This is a genomic window from Nocardia africana NBRC 100379 (assembly GCF_001612635.1).
GTDB classification, from domain to species: domain Bacteria; phylum Actinomycetota; class Actinomycetes; order Mycobacteriales; family Mycobacteriaceae; genus Nocardia; species Nocardia africana.
In genome coordinates this window covers 351898-365322 of record NZ_BDAV01000007.1, presented here as the reverse complement: position 1 = coordinate 365322, position 13425 = coordinate 351898, and the positions used below count along the sequence as shown (strand labels likewise).

The window sequence follows — 13425 nt, the reverse complement described above, 5'->3', positions numbered from 1 at the left end:
GTGCTCGACCGGGGTGGCAGCGAAACCCCTACCTCAGCCGGTTTCGGTCGCTTCTCGCAAGGTACGGAATTCGGCGGCCAGGGCGTCGAGGGTGTAGTGGGCGTTGAGGCCGCTCGGGTTGGGGAGCACCCAGATCTGGGTGGTGCCGAGGGTTTCGGGTTGGCGACCGACCGTGGTTCGCGGGCGGCCGAATGCGGTGCGGTAGGCGCCCAGGCCGAGGACGGCCAGGACGCGTGGGCGGTAGTGCCGGACTCGCTCGGCGAGCGCGCGGCCGCCCTCGCGCAATTCCTCGGCCGTGAGTTCGTCGGCCTTCGCCGTCGTTCGTGCGGCGACATTGGTGATGCCGATCCCGAGTTCGAGCAGTTCCTTCTGCTCGTCGGGACGGAAGAGGCGCGGTGTGAAACCGGACCGGAACAGCGCGGGCCAGAAGCGGTTTCCGGGGCGGGCGAAATGGTGGCCGGTCGCGCCCGACCACAGTCCCGGATTGATACCGCAGAACAGCACCCGCAGGTCGGGTGCCACCAGATCGGGAATGGTCCGGTCCTTCGCGGCGGCGAGATCGGCAGGCGTGGGGCGGTACGTGGCGGAATGTGCCATCCGCCCAGTCTGCCGGAACCGGCGTTGCGCGCGCACGGTGGTCGTCGCAGTGCGAATGCCCGCAGGTTCGCCTGAGCGTGGTGGGACAACGGGAGTGGCCGGCGACAGCCTGAATGTGGTGGGAACCCGAGCAGGCTGGGACGAGTAGTTGTGAACCGCTCAGCTGCATGTTCAACCAATGGTTGTGCGTACCGGCGCATCCGGTTGTTTGATCCGGGTCTCCTCTCCCTGATTGCATCCGGGTGAACAACATGAGGTTGTTCGAAAACGATGTGTGCCGAGGCGGCCGCCAATCGGTGCCGCAGGGTATGCGCGTCCATGAGGAGGACTATGGAAATCGGACTGAAGTGGCTGATCGATGCGAAACTCGATGCGCATGTCGAGGAGAGCCGGCAGTTCAACGCCGCCTCGAAAGCGGTTGCGGGACCTGCCGATTTCGAGGAATTGCTGCGGGTTCGGGCGAGACATACCGCGTCCCGCGCGGCGTCGGGCGCCAGGGCCACCGAGCACATCGCCGAAGTCGGTGGTCATCGAGTTCCGGTGCGGATCACCGTTCCCCGGGACACCGAGATTCGCGGCGCGTACCTCGATATTCACGCCGGCGGTTTCTATCTCGGCTCGGCGGCGAGCGGTGATGCGCGCAACGCCGTGCTGGCCGACACGCTCGGCGTGGCAGTGGTGAGCGTCGACTATCGACTGGCACCCGAACATCCCTGGCCCGCCGCACCCGACGATTGCGACACCGCGGCGCTGTGGCTCGTGGAACGGGCGGAATCGTTGTTCGGCACAACCGCATTCGTCGTCGGCGGAGCATCGGCGGGAGCCACTCTGGCTGTGACCACGCTGCTGCGTCTGCGAGATCGGGGACTGGCCGATCGGTGCGTAGGGGCCGTCCTGCAGTACGGCGCCTACGACCTGAGCGGGCGATCTCCCGGGGGCAAGCTGTACGCCGACGACTATTTCATCGAAGCCTATGCCGGCCACGTCGTGGACCGTACCGATCCCGACATCTCTCCTCTCTACGGAAACCTCGCCGACCTGCCGCCGGCGCTGCTGGTGGTCGGGCAGCTCGACATCCTTCTCGACGACAATCTCGCGCTGGCCGCCCGGCTCTCCGCCGCGGTCAACGATGTCGACGTCCGCGTCTACCCCGAGTCCACACACGCCTTCACCGCTCGCTCCACGGGTATGGCCGCGGCCGCGCTGCGGGAGATCGACATGTGGGTCGCGGACCGCCTGGCAGAGAAAGCGATCTGACCAGCCCGGAACCGGGCCGCTGACCGCTGCCCGGTGCGGTACGACCCGCGAGCGGTGTGATGCTCGCGGGTCGCTGGTGCGCAGACGTAAACCATTGTGACGGTGACGTAGTGGTGACCGATCACCAGCGCGGAGAGGATGTATTCGTTACCCTGGCCTGATGCGATCCCGGGTTCTTCGCACTGTCTCGGCCGTGTTCGTCGCTGTTGCGTCGGTGTTGCTGACCGGCACTCCGGCCCTGGCCGGCCCACCGATGCGGGCGGCGGCGCTCTCGTCGCTCGACTCCGGTTTCCTCTGGGGCGTGGCAAGTTCCGGTTTCCAGTCCGAAGGGCATTCCCCCGACAGCAACTGGACTCGCTATATCGCTCGCAACCCCGGCTACGAACCACTGCAGGATTCGGTCGACTTCGTCGACCGCTACGACTCCGACATCCGGCTGGCCGCCGATATGGGCATGCGGGTGTTCCGGGTCGGGATCGAATGGGCGCGGCTGCAGCCCACGCCCGGGAAGTGGGACGACAACGCGTTTCGCTTCTACGATTCGGTCGTCGACAGCATCGTGCGCGCCGGAATGCGGCCGATGATCACCCTCGACCACTGGGTGTATCCGGGCTGGGAGGCGGACCGGGGCGGCTGGCGCAATCCCGGCATGGTGGGGGACTGGCTGGCCAACATGCGGGCCGTCGTCGATCGGTACTCCTCGCGGAACCCGTTGTGGGTCACCGTGAACGAACCCGTCGCGTACATTCAGAACGAGGTTCGCGAGGCCGGCGCCGATGCCGGCGCGATGCTGAACGGGATCGTCGACGTGCACAACGCCAGCTACGACTACATCCATCAGAAGCAGCCCGGGGCTCAGGTCACCGCCAATGTCGGCTATGTCGCGGGCGCGGAGGACCAGGTCAACGGCGAGCTGGCGGACCGGATCGGCGCCCGGCTCGACTACGTCGGCGTCGACTACTACTTCGGATTCGACCCGGCGCAGTCGCTGTACAGCGCGATCGGACGGGCCACCGGTTCCGCGATGCCGTCCCTGCCCGGCCCGCGCATCTGGGAGATGCCGCTGCGCACCGAGGGCATCTACTATGCGCTGCAACACTATTCGCGCCGGTTCCCGGGCAAGCCGCTGTATATCGTCGAGAACGGCATGCCCACGGAGAACGGCCTGCCCCGCGGCGACGGTTACACCCGCAGCGACCACCTCCGCGACACCGTCTACTGGCTGCAACGCGCCAAGGCCGACGGGATGAACGTGATGGGCTACAACTACTGGAGCCTCACCGACAACTACGAATGGGGCAGCTACACACCGCGTTTCGGCCTCTACACCGTCGACGTGCGCACCGACCCCTCCCTCACCCGCCGCCCCACCGACGCCGTCGGCACCTACGCGCAGATCGTCGCCGCGGGCGGCGTCCCCGCCGACTACCGCCCCACCCACGCGCCCGCGCTCTGCATCTTCGTCGACCCGCCGGCCAGCTGCCTCAGCCCGGTCGCCGGCCCGTAGGCAGGTCCGGTGTCCCTGACTCGCGTCGGGCTCAGGACGCGGACGAACGCGAAAAAATTCTTTCGCGGTGATGTCGATTCCGGGGGTGTGCCGTTCGAGGGGTAGGTGAGGGGCTGAGAGGCAGCCCACCCCTGGAAGGACACAAGCATGCGCACAGTGGTGGCTTTCGAGCACATGACGCTGGACGGTTACGCCTCCTCCGGTGAGAACCTGGGATTCGAGTTCACCTTCCGCGCCTACGACGACGAGTTGCAGGCGTATGCCGAGCGGATTCAGGCCGACTTCGACACCGCGGTCTACGGGCGGGAGACCTACCTGGGGATGTTCGGGTACTGGTCGCAGCATCCGAAGGCCGAGAGTTCGCCGGCCGAGCGCAGGCACGCCGAATGGGTCAACGCCGTGGACAAGATCGTCTGCTCCACCACGCTGGAGTCGGCCGACTGGAACAACACCCGGCTGATCAGCAGCGACGTCGCCGCGCAGATCGAGGCGCTGAAGCGCGAGGAGGGCGGCGTGATCGCGATCTATGCCAGTCCGAAGCTGGTGCATTCGTTCATCGATATGGGTCTGGTCGACGAATTCCGCATCGTCGTCCATCCGGTCACGCTCGGTTCCGGCACACCGGTATTTCACGACAAGGCGAAACTGGACCTCGATCTGCTGGAGTCGAAGACGTTCGGTTCGGGCGCAGTGTATCTGCGCTACCAGGTGCGATGAGGAAGGATGCGGACATGCGCTATCTGATGCTGATCCGTCTCGATCCCACGGCCGCGCCGGCGCAGGGTCCGGATCCCGCCATGGCCGAGAGTATGGGCGCACTGCTCGAGGAGATGACCAAGGCCGGAGTCCTGCTCGACACGGCGGGACTGCGACCGGTCGAGGAAGGCGTCCGGGTTCGCCAGACCCACGGCAAGCAGCGCGTGCTCGACGGCCCGTTCAGCGAGTCCAAGGAGGTCATCGGCGGATACTGCCTCGTGCAGACCCGCTCGCAGGACGAAGCCGTGGAATGGGGTTCGCGGTTTCTGCGGCTGCACGGGCCGGAATGGGATATCGAACTGGAGATTCGTCAGCTCGACGACCAGGCTTGACGCGATGTCGTCACCCGAGGTGAGCGGTCGTTCGCGCGCCGGCGCGGACGGCCGCTCAGCGGCGGCTCGGGCCGTGGAGGCGGCCTGGCGCATCGAATGGCCGAAACTGGTGGCCGGACTCACCCGGCTGGTCGGTGACATCGCCACCGCCGAAGAATTCGCCCAGGACGCACATCTGGCGGCCCTGGAGCAGTGGCCGCGCGACGGGATTCCGCCGAATCCGGGCGGCTGGCTGATGCTCACCGCGAAACACCGTGCCATCGACCGGATCCGGCGCGACGCCACCTTCGCCCGCAAACTGCCCATGCTCGGGCACGACCTGCTCACCGAACAGGCCGACGAGCAACCGGCGGACGACATCGACGACGACCTGCTGCGCATGGTGTTCACCGCATGCCATCCCGCGTTGTCGCAACCGGCGCGGGTGGCATTGACGCTGCGCATGGTCGGCGGCCTGACGACCGACGAGATCGCCCGCGCGTATCTCGTGCCGGAAACCACGGTGGCACAACGGATCGTGCGAGCCAAACGCACGATCGCCGAGAAGAAGCTGCCCTACGAGGTTCCGTCGGGTCCGCAGCTGGACGATCGGCTGGAATCCGTGCTGGAGGTCGTCTATCTGATCTTCAACGAGGGGTACGCCGCCACCTCCGGCGAGAACTGGGTGCGCGCCGAACTGTGCGACGACGCACTGCGATTGGCGCGTATCCTCACCGGGCTGATGCCCCGCGAGCCGGAAGCATTCGGTCTGGCCGCCCTGCTGGAATTGCAGGCCTCGCGTACCGGCGCGCGCAGCGACGCGACGAAACAGCTTGTGCTGCTACCCGATCAAGACCGCAGCCGCTGGGATCAGCTGTCCATCCGCCGCGGGTTCGCCGCCCTCGGCCGGGCCCACAACCTGGCGATGAGTCGTGGTGTTCCGCCCGGCCGCTACGCCCTGCAGGGGGCCATCGCCGCCGCGCACGCCATGGCCGCCACCTCGAAGGACACCGACTGGCGGCGTATCGCCGGGCTGTACGCCGTTCTCGCCGAACGCTTCCCGTCGCCGGTCGTCGAGGTGAATCGCGCCGTCGCGGTGGCCATGGTGCACGGCCCCGCCGCGGGCCTCGATCTCGTCGACGCGGTGGCCGCGACCGGCACACTCGACTCCTACCATCTGCTGTACGCCGTGCGCGCCCACTTCCTCGCGCAGCTGGACCGCCCGGCCGACGCCCGCGCCGCCTACCTGCGCGCCGCCGCTCTCACCGCCAACGCCGCCGAACAAGCGTTGTTGCGTGAGCGCGCGGACCGGCTCGACTAGGACGAGTATTGCCGGGCCCCTTCGATTTCCGGCCGCCTCGCCTCCGCTTCGATACGCGTTGTCAAGGTGGCGGGGTGAGTTCTCCGGAGGCATCCGAACGGTAGCCGCTCGGCCTGTGGGCCGGGCGGCGTTGTGAGTGGAGTTGCCGCCGGTCGTTGAGCGACCGGCGCGGTTGCAGCGCCGCCTTCACCGCTGCCGCGCTGGTTGTCGTCGTGCTGGATCGCCGTTGGAGCGAGACGAGCCGATCGAGCAGCGACATCACCGATCGCCCCACAGTGCGGCGAGGCCGGTGACGGAGCGGTTGCCGGGCCCCCAGGTTTGCCCGCAACCTGTTCCAACTACCCGAGCAGCGATAATGAGCGCGAAAGAGTTCGAACCGAGATGGTGGGAGAGACGACTGTGAAGCTGATCGGTGTGATCGGTGGCGGAACCATGGGTGCGGGAATCGCCGAGGTGTGCGCGAAGGCCGGGAGCGAGGTTCTCGTCCTGGAGACGACGCCGGACTTCGCCGAGGCGGCGCACAAGCGCATCGAATCGTCGATCTCGCGGGGAGTGACGAAGGGCAAGATCACCCAGGACGAGGCCGACGCCGTGCTCGCCCGGGTGCGGGTGACCCTCGACATCGAGGAGTTCGCCGACCGTGACCTGGTCATCGAAGCCGCTCCGGAGATCGAGTCGCTGAAGTACGAGATCTTCGGCAAGCTGGACAAGATCGTGAAGCCGGCCGGCATCCTCGCCACCAACACCTCCTCGATCCCGGTGATCAAGGTCGCCGGTGCCACGCAGCGTCCCGAACAGGTCGTCGGCCTGCACTTCTTCAACCCCGTGCCGGTGATGCCGCTGGTGGAGGTGATCTCGACGCTGGTCACCTCGCCGGAGACCGCCGCCGCCGTCACCGACTACGCGAAGAACACCCTGCACAAGACCACCGTGCAGGCCGGTGACCGCTCCGGATTCATCGTCAACGCGCTGCTGATCCCGTACCTGTGCCAGGCGGTGCGGATGCTGGAGTCGGGCTACGCCAGCGCCGAGGACATCGACGCCGCGATGAAGGGCGGCTGCGGCTACCCGATGGGCCCGCTCACCCTCCTCGACACCGTCGGCCTCGACATCGCGCTCGCCGCCGCCGAATCGCTCTACGGCGAATTCGCCGAGCCGCACTACGCACCCCCGGCGCTGCTGCGTCGCATGGTCGACGCGGGCCGGCTGGGCCGCAAGACCGGTCGCGGGTTCTACGAATACAACTAGCGGCGGTACCCCGCGTTCCCGGTCGGATATCGCTCGCCGCGGATATCACCGGGAACGCGGGTCTCGGCCCTGCGCCGATCCTCGGTCGCTGCGACAGCACACCGTCCCCCTCGAATGGCACAGGTTCGCGGGGGTCAGGTGTCGGGGTCTTCCTTCTGGTCGCGGGCGGGGCCGGGCCCGGCGAGTTTGCCGGAGTGCTCCGGCGGCGCGTCTACTGTGCGCTTGCCCTGGGTTTCCTGATCGTCCTGTTCGGCGTCGGTGTTCTCGGGGTCATTCATGCCGTGCGCGTACCCGTTCGGCGGCTGTCGAATCGGGAGTCCGAGCCGATGAGCCGGGCCTTTCGGCCGGGGTCGTTCGACGGATATCGAGGATATGCGGCGGCGCCAGGCGCTCGGAACATCGTTGGTATAGAAGACGGTCAGTGCGGTCCGCCGTTCCCGCCAGAGGGATACCGTGGATGTCATGCCTTTCCGCGTATACACGACAGCGAGTGGGCCGGACCGAGGAGAACAGTCCTTCCCCGACCCGGAGGACAATTTCAAATTCCTCGAGGGGGGAGTGCTGGCGGTCTACACCGCGACGAAGTACACGTATTACGCCCCCGGATACTGGACCCACCTCGAGGAACACAAACCCTGATCGTCTTTCGTCGGCGGACTCGGGACGCGTGGTCGTCCGCGATCAGGGCTGCCGGCGCGCCGCTACGAGGCCAGCGTGATGCGTAGTTTGGTGAGGAAGCGGCTCATGTGGGGGTCGGAGTCGGGGCTGGTGTCGCGGTCGATCTCCCACCAGCGGCCGTCGGCGAATTCTCGGGGGTCGAGCTCGAAGGGGTGGTCGTGGTGGCCGCGGATCACGTACCAGAGGGAGATGTCGCGGTGCGGGTGAGTTCCGACTGTGCGGGTGCTGGTGAGGAACAGCGGGCGTTCGCCGACGACGGTGAAATGGGCATCCGTTCCGAGCTCTTCGGCAGCTTCTCGTCGCGCGGTGTGCAGCGGGTGTTCGCCCGGATCGACGTGACCGCCCATCGGCAGGTGTAGTCCGGACTTGCGGTGGGCGCCGAGCAGGACCGCACGAGCGTCCGGATCGACGACCACCACATACGACACCAGGTGCTGTGGGGGCGTGGCCGGAGGTTCCCGCCGGAAGATGTCGTCGGTGCCGGCGAGCCACGACAGCGTTTCCCGGATGTGCTCCTGCTCGAGGGCATCGAGCGGGGTGATCGCTGCGACGATGTCCGCGACGACTGCGGTGGCCGGGTGCATAGGCGGACGATAGCGGCCGGCACCGACAACCGGCCGGAGCCGATCGGGGCTATTGCGGGCGGCCCAGGCGCAGTTGCGCGATCAGCGCCTTGTGGTCGGCGCCGGGCAGGCGGAACGTGTCGACGCTGTCCGCGTGGCCGTCGGCGACCAGGATATGGTCGATCCCGACCAGTGGTGGCCAGCGCTTGTCGGTGGGATAGGTGACGAGGTGGCCGGCGCCCTCCTGTTCGGCCGCGTCGTGGAACCGGCCCGAGAGCATCGCGCGGAACTGGGCGTGATCGAAGGTCGCGTTGAAATCGCCGCCGACGATCACCGGCCGATCCGCGGGCGCACGGTCGAGAATGGCTCGTAGCCGGGACAATTCGTCGGCCCACAGGTGTGTCCCGGAGATCGGGGGCACCGGATGGAAGGCGTACACGGTGACCGGTCCGGCCCCCGGGACGGTCGCGGTCGCGGAGAGTTGGTTCAGGACGAATCCGTCGTATTCCACCGTGTCGGAGAGGGGATAGGCGCTCCAGATCCCGGTACCGGTGGCGGTCCGCCCGGGCGAGAGGTACCGATACGGCAGCAACCGGTCCAGGCCCACGCCCTCGAGCGCGTGCACCGCGGCCGGAGTCAGTTCCTCGACGGTGAGTATGTCGACCTTGCGATCGCGCACCTGCTCGATCAGCGCCTGCGGATCGGCACCGTCGAAAAGCAGATTGCTCTGCATCACCGTCACCGGCGTGCCGTGATCGCCGGGGGAGTGGCCCACATACAACGGCGCTTGGGTCCAGATCGCCACGCCCGCAACGGCAATGGCCACCGCGACCCCGGCCCACCGCTTCGCGGCAGCGAACAACACCACCCCGGCCACCGCGGCGCACATCAGATACGGCGCACCCGACGCCGCCAGAACCAGCCACCGCGACTCGGTCCGGCTGAAATGCAGCGCCACACCGCCGGCGCCCACGAGGGTCGCGACCACGGCAAGCGATTCGAGCGCGATCCGCCCCCACGTCGCCTTCATGCGCCCCACCTCCCGGATTCGGCGATCGTCCACCGCACGCGCTCAGTCGTCGTCGGCGCATCCTGGACGCGGGGAGCAGGCGGACGGGGCGATTCGGCTGTTGCCCGCCCATGGATGTCGCGCCCGTCGGCGACTGTGAGCACTCCGTGCGCGCACGGCTCGGGTGGCGTGAACGGCACGGCACTCCCATCGGTCGATCAGCTCGCGGACGTGGTGAGTGTATTCGTTCCTCTCCGAGTGGTTTTCGCCCGTCCGCTCGCGTGGCTGTGTCGTGCAGGACGTTGGCGACGAGGGCGGTGGCGAAGTGCTCGCCGCCAACGGCGCCATCGCCCGACGGCCCACCCAGCGGGAGGATTCGCCGGAATCGCCCGGCCGGCGGCCACACTCTTGCCATTCTGAGCGGATATCTCGCCGGAGTGGAGGTGGCGAATGGACGAGCCGGGTACCGAGGCGCCGCGATTGCGCGACCTCGGTGCGGACCCCGACGCCGTGCTGCGGCTGATCCGATACTTCGACGGTTTCGATGAATCCGACGCCAATGCCGATGCCGTGGTTCGCGCCGCGGCGCTACTGGCCGAATGTCCGGCGGGTGCGAGCTGGCCGTCCGGCACGGTGATTCGCTACGACGCGGCGGGCCGTCCGCTCCCGGCGGTGGCGCCGCCGCAGGAGACCGGGGAACCGGCGGTGTGGCTGGAGCGGACCGGCGCCGCGCACGGCCTCGATGCCGTCCTGGTGGATCGGCTGCGGCACTGCCTGCGGGTGGTGGCGGTGCGGGGTTCGGTGGCAGGGCCGACAGGTCTGGACGATCCCGCGCTGCTGGAGGTGGTGCTGTCGGAGAAGCAGCGGCGCGAGGATCGCGTGCGGGCCATGCGCCTGCTCGGGATCGATCCGGCGCAGCCGATGCGGGTGCTCGCGGTGTCGGGACCCGGTGCGGCGGAAGCGGTCCGGATCATCGGTGCCCGGGCCCGGCTGGTGCGCTCGGCGCTGATCGGCGCGACCACCGCGGTGCTGATCCAGGACCGGGAAGCCTGCAGAGAGCTGTCGGATGTGCTGAATTCGGCTGTGGTGCAGGAATTTCCGGCATCGCGCCGGGGTGCCGGCGGGCCGTGGGTGGGGATCGGGGAGCGGCTGCCGGCGTATGCGGCCGCCGCGTCGTGGGAGCAGGCGCGGCGGGCGTTGCGTTTCGCCTCCTCGACTTGGCACGGGCGCCGGGTGGTCGCGTACGAACGCCTCGGATCACTCGCTCTCCTCGGTGAGCTTCCGGTGCGGCGCCTGCTGGGCGTCTCGGATGTGTTGCGGGTCAACGCATTCGCCGCCACCGAGGCCGGAGCGCTCGCCGTCGACACGCTCGAGGCGTTCTGCGTCTTCGGATCGCTGCGCCGCACCGCGGCGGAACTGCATCTGCATCACAGCACCGTGGCCGCGCGTATCGCGCAGGTCGAGGCGGTGATGGGCTGGGATGTCGACGAGGCGCTCGACCGCTTCATGGCCACGCTCGCACTGATGGTGCGCCGCATCGCCCTGTCCTCGGCCGAACTCGCCGCGGATCCGGAGGTGCCCGGGCACCCCGATCCGACGCGTGTCGGATGAATGCGGTCCATCCGGCGACGGACGGCGGGTGATCCGGATCACTCGGTTCGGTCATGATCGGCAGCGACAGAAGGAGTTTCGACATGGCAGTCATCGATCCGAACCGTACCTGGGCTCCGCTGGAAGAGCGGCTCGCCACCACCACGAACGCACGGCACCGGCAGGTCCTCGAGATCGTCATCGAACATATGAAGGCCGAAGCGCAGCCGGATCTGGACGGCCTCATGCGGACGCTGGTGCCCGAACCGGCCTACCACTTCTGGAACGACGGACAGGATGTCGGCCCGAAGGGATGGGACGGCGTGCACACCTACTATTCGGATTTCGTCGCGAGCCGGAGCAATATCCTCGAATACGCCCTGGACCGATTGGTCGTCGACGATCACTGTGTGGTGACCGAGGGCTTTCTCAAACAGATCTATCCGGGTGCGTACGCCGCCCGGATCGGCATTCCCGTCGACGACACCGCGGCCGACTATCTGGTCGTATTCCGGCAACTGCTGCTGTGGCCCGTCGACGCGGAAGGACGGATCGTCGGTGAGGACTCGTATCACTCCGGTCCGGTGGAGATCCGGAAATTGAGTTTCGGCGAATTGCCGAGCGAATACGTCGAACTCGTGCACTCGAAGGCGTGACAACGACCAGACTCGGCTGATGGAAGGCGATACGGAAATGACCGAACCATCCCACGCGATCGCGGACGTGCGCCGCACGGATATCGCGACCCTGCTGCTCGACCGGATCGGGGACGAGCGGCTCGGGCTGCGCACCCGCGACCGCGACTGGACCTGGGACGCGGTGGTCCGGGAATCGGCCGCCCGTGCCGATCTGGCGCGGTCGCTGCGCCGCGACGGGCCCTTCCATATCGGGGTCCTGCTGGACAATGTTCCCGACTTCGTGTTCTGGCTGGGGGCGGCGGCCTTGGCGGGGGCCGCGGTCGCCGGCCTGAATCCCACCCGCGGTGACGCGCAGCTGGCGGCGGATATCCGATATGTCGACTGCCAGCTGATCGTCACCGACACGGCCGGGATGGCGCGCCTGCGCGAATTGGACCTCGACCTTCCCGGCGACCGGTACCTGCTGGTCGACGACCCCGGATATGCCGCGCTCGTCGACGCCCACCGAGTGGAACCGGCGGCCGCGGGCGGCCCGGACGCGCTGCTGCTGTTGCTGTTCACCTCCGGCACCACCGGCACCTCGAAAGCGGTGAAATGCACTCAGCGCCGCCTTGCCATGGTCGCGTACGCGGCGCGGGACAAATACGGCCACGTCCGTGACGATGTCGACTACTGCTGTATGCCGCTGTTCCACGGCAATGCCATCATGGCGTTGTGGGCGCCGGCGCTGACGGTCGGCGCGACGGTATGCCTGACGCCGAAATTCTCTGCCTCCCAATTCCTTCCGGACATCCGCTATTTCGGTGCGACCTTCTTCACCTATGTCGGCAAGGCGCTGGGATATCTGCTCGCCACACCCGAAACACCGCAGGACGGCGACAACAATCTGGTGCGCGGTTTCGGCACCGAGGCATCGGTGGCCGATCAGGCCGAATTCCGGCGCCGCTTCGGCGCCGAATTGTTCGAGGGCTACGGTTCCAGCGAGGGCGCGACCCTGGCGGCCCTGGATCCGAACGCCCCACCCGCGGCCCTCGGCCGGCCCGCGCATGCCGGTGTCGCGGTGGTGAATCCGGATACGCTGCGCGAATGCGCGCGTGCGGAACTCGACGAATACGGCCGGGTTCGCAACCCCGACGAGGCGATCGGCGAGATGATCGACAAAGCCGGCGCGCTGGCCTTCGAGGGCTATTACAAGAACGACGCCGCCGATGCCGAACGCATTCGCAACGGCTGGTATTGGACCGGAGATCTCGGCTACATCGATACCGACGGGTTCCTGTATTTCGCCGGGCGTAAGGGAGATTGGATTCGCGTCGACGGTGAGAACACCTCCGCCCTGATGATCGAACAGGTGTTGCGCCGACACCCCGCGGTCATCGCCGCGGCCGCGTTCGGCGTCCCGGACCCCCGATCCGGTGACCTGGTCATGGCCGCCGTGGAGGTCGCCGGCCCGGATTCGTTCGATGTGCGTGAGTTCGCCGAATTCCTCGGCGCGCAAAGGGATCTCGGCACCAAGGGCACGCCCCGATTGCTTCGGGTGTCGGCGAATCTGCCGGTCACCGGGTCCAACAAGGTCCTCAAACGCCAACTGCAGGAGCAGGCGTGGCGCACCGACGATGTCGTCTATCGGTGGGTCGGCCGCGGCAAACCCGAATACGAGCTCATGACGGCGGCGGACAGGAAGGCATGGGAGGCCGAATTCGCGACCTACGGCCGGGAGCGCCTGCTGTAACCACGCGCCACGGTGCGCCGGGCGTTCTCCGCGCAGGCGGGCCCACCGCCGCGGTACGGGATATTCGGCGACCGGCCGGATGAGGCGTGGGAATGATCGCCCGGGAATCGCCCGATACGGGTGAGAAGACTCCGGCCGACATTCCCTACTCTCGCCGGTAGCTGCGCGATTACTGTGGCAGGTGCGACACCCTCTGGATCCGGTCGAAAGGGGTTCTG

General features: G+C 67.7%; 14 protein-coding genes. 10 read left to right on the top strand and 4 right to left on the bottom strand.

The window, feature by feature from the left end; translation table 11 throughout:
- Positions 1–33 precede the first annotated feature (33 nt).
- On the bottom strand, positions 34–597 hold the full coding sequence (gene mug, locus NA3_RS13500) for a G/U mismatch-specific DNA glycosylase (RefSeq protein ID WP_062963923.1): 564 nt from the start codon (positions 595–597) through the stop codon (positions 34–36).
- Between the two features lie 330 nt (positions 598–927).
- On the opposite strand from mug, the gene NA3_RS13495 reads away from it, so the two are divergent.
- The 6 genes from NA3_RS13495 to NA3_RS13470 all read left to right on the top strand — a co-directional run bounded on the left by NA3_RS13495 (position 928) and on the right by NA3_RS13470 (position 6997).
- Entirely contained in the window at positions 928–1854 is a 927-nt protein-coding gene (locus NA3_RS13495) for an alpha/beta hydrolase (RefSeq protein ID WP_062963922.1), read from the top strand.
- A 160-nt stretch (positions 1855–2014) separates the two neighbouring features.
- Positions 2015–3361, top strand: coding sequence for a family 1 glycosylhydrolase (locus NA3_RS13490; protein WP_062963921.1), 1347 nt, complete (start codon positions 2015–2017; stop codon positions 3359–3361).
- A gap of 147 nt (positions 3362–3508) precedes the next feature.
- Entirely contained in the window at positions 3509–4078 is a 570-nt protein-coding gene (locus NA3_RS13485) for a dihydrofolate reductase family protein (RefSeq protein WP_062963920.1), read from the top strand.
- Positions 4075–4449 (top strand): YciI family protein, encoded by a 375-nt coding sequence (locus NA3_RS13480; RefSeq protein ID WP_233427295.1) that lies wholly within the window; start codon positions 4075–4077, stop codon positions 4447–4449. Before NA3_RS13485 ends, NA3_RS13480 begins: the two co-directional genes overlap by 4 nt.
- Positions 4450–4453: 4 nt before the next feature.
- Positions 4454–5749 carry an RNA polymerase sigma factor gene (locus tag NA3_RS13475; protein ID WP_062963919.1) on the top strand — a complete coding sequence of 432 codons (1296 nt, stop codon included), beginning with the start codon at positions 4454–4456 and terminating at the stop codon, positions 5747–5749.
- Positions 5750–6148: 399 nt separating this feature from the next.
- Positions 6149–6997, top strand: a complete 849-nt coding sequence (locus tag NA3_RS13470; RefSeq protein WP_030513758.1) for a 3-hydroxybutyryl-CoA dehydrogenase — start codon at positions 6149–6151, stop codon at positions 6995–6997.
- A 134-nt stretch (positions 6998–7131) separates the two neighbouring features.
- On the opposite strand, the gene NA3_RS36870 is transcribed toward NA3_RS13470, so the two are convergent.
- A complete protein-coding gene (locus NA3_RS36870) occupies positions 7132–7275 on the bottom strand; it encodes a hypothetical protein (RefSeq protein ID WP_157126554.1) in 144 nt (47 codons plus the stop codon).
- A gap of 184 nt (positions 7276–7459) precedes the next feature.
- Between NA3_RS36870 and NA3_RS36865 the strand changes: the two genes are divergently transcribed.
- Positions 7460–7636 (top strand): hypothetical protein, encoded by a 177-nt coding sequence (locus NA3_RS36865; RefSeq protein ID WP_157126553.1) that lies wholly within the window; start codon positions 7460–7462, stop codon positions 7634–7636.
- A 62-nt stretch (positions 7637–7698) separates the two neighbouring features.
- On the opposite strand, the gene NA3_RS13460 is transcribed toward NA3_RS36865, so the two are convergent.
- Both NA3_RS13460 and NA3_RS13455 read right to left on the bottom strand, forming a co-directional pair.
- Positions 7699–8259 carry an NUDIX hydrolase gene (locus NA3_RS13460; RefSeq protein WP_062963917.1) on the bottom strand — a complete coding sequence of 187 codons (561 nt, stop codon included), beginning with the start codon at positions 8257–8259 and terminating at the stop codon, positions 7699–7701.
- A gap of 49 nt (positions 8260–8308) precedes the next feature.
- Complete coding sequence (locus NA3_RS13455; RefSeq protein ID WP_062964041.1) at positions 8309–9268, bottom strand: endonuclease/exonuclease/phosphatase family protein; 960 nt, start codon at positions 9266–9268, stop codon at positions 8309–8311.
- A 429-nt stretch (positions 9269–9697) separates the two neighbouring features.
- On the opposite strand from NA3_RS13455, the gene NA3_RS13450 reads away from it, so the two are divergent.
- The 3 genes from NA3_RS13450 (at position 9698) to casI (ending at position 13207) form a co-directional block, all read left to right on the top strand.
- Positions 9698–10858, top strand: coding sequence for a PucR family transcriptional regulator (locus NA3_RS13450; protein ID WP_062963916.1), 1161 nt, complete (start codon positions 9698–9700; stop codon positions 10856–10858).
- Between the two features lie 83 nt (positions 10859–10941).
- On the top strand, positions 10942–11493 hold the full coding sequence (locus NA3_RS13445; protein ID WP_062963915.1) for a hypothetical protein: 552 nt from the start codon (positions 10942–10944) through the stop codon (positions 11491–11493).
- A 37-nt stretch (positions 11494–11530) separates the two neighbouring features.
- Positions 11531–13207, top strand: a complete 1677-nt coding sequence (gene casI / locus NA3_RS13440) for a steroid-22-oyl-CoA synthetase (RefSeq protein WP_128145330.1) — start codon at positions 11531–11533, stop codon at positions 13205–13207.
- Positions 13208–13425: the final 218 nt, after the last annotated feature.

Coding starts and splice junctions, on each gene's coding strand:
- NA3_RS36865 (WP_157126553.1), top strand. CDS start 7,460: ATGCCTTTCCGCGTATACACGACAGCGAGTGGGCCGGACCGAGGAGAA.
- NA3_RS36870 (WP_157126554.1), bottom strand. CDS start 7,275: ATGAATGACCCCGAGAACACCGACGCCGAACAGGACGATCAGGAAACC.
- casI (WP_128145330.1), top strand. CDS start 11,531: ATGACCGAACCATCCCACGCGATCGCGGACGTGCGCCGCACGGATATC.
- NA3_RS13480 (WP_233427295.1), top strand. CDS start 4,075: ATGAGGAAGGATGCGGACATGCGCTATCTGATGCTGATCCGTCTCGAT.
- NA3_RS13450 (WP_062963916.1), top strand. CDS start 9,698: ATGGACGAGCCGGGTACCGAGGCGCCGCGATTGCGCGACCTCGGTGCG.
- NA3_RS13445 (WP_062963915.1), top strand. CDS start 10,942: ATGGCAGTCATCGATCCGAACCGTACCTGGGCTCCGCTGGAAGAGCGG.
- NA3_RS13485 (WP_062963920.1), top strand. CDS start 3,509: ATGCGCACAGTGGTGGCTTTCGAGCACATGACGCTGGACGGTTACGCC.
- NA3_RS13455 (WP_062964041.1), bottom strand. CDS start 9,268: ATGAAGGCGACGTGGGGGCGGATCGCGCTCGAATCGCTTGCCGTGGTC.
- NA3_RS13495 (WP_062963922.1), top strand. CDS start 928: ATGGAAATCGGACTGAAGTGGCTGATCGATGCGAAACTCGATGCGCAT.
- NA3_RS13460 (WP_062963917.1), bottom strand. CDS start 8,259: ATGCACCCGGCCACCGCAGTCGTCGCGGACATCGTCGCAGCGATCACC.
- NA3_RS13490 (WP_062963921.1), top strand. CDS start 2,015: ATGCGATCCCGGGTTCTTCGCACTGTCTCGGCCGTGTTCGTCGCTGTT.
- NA3_RS13475 (WP_062963919.1), top strand. CDS start 4,454: ATGTCGTCACCCGAGGTGAGCGGTCGTTCGCGCGCCGGCGCGGACGGC.
- mug (WP_062963923.1), bottom strand. CDS start 597: ATGGCACATTCCGCCACGTACCGCCCCACGCCTGCCGATCTCGCCGCC.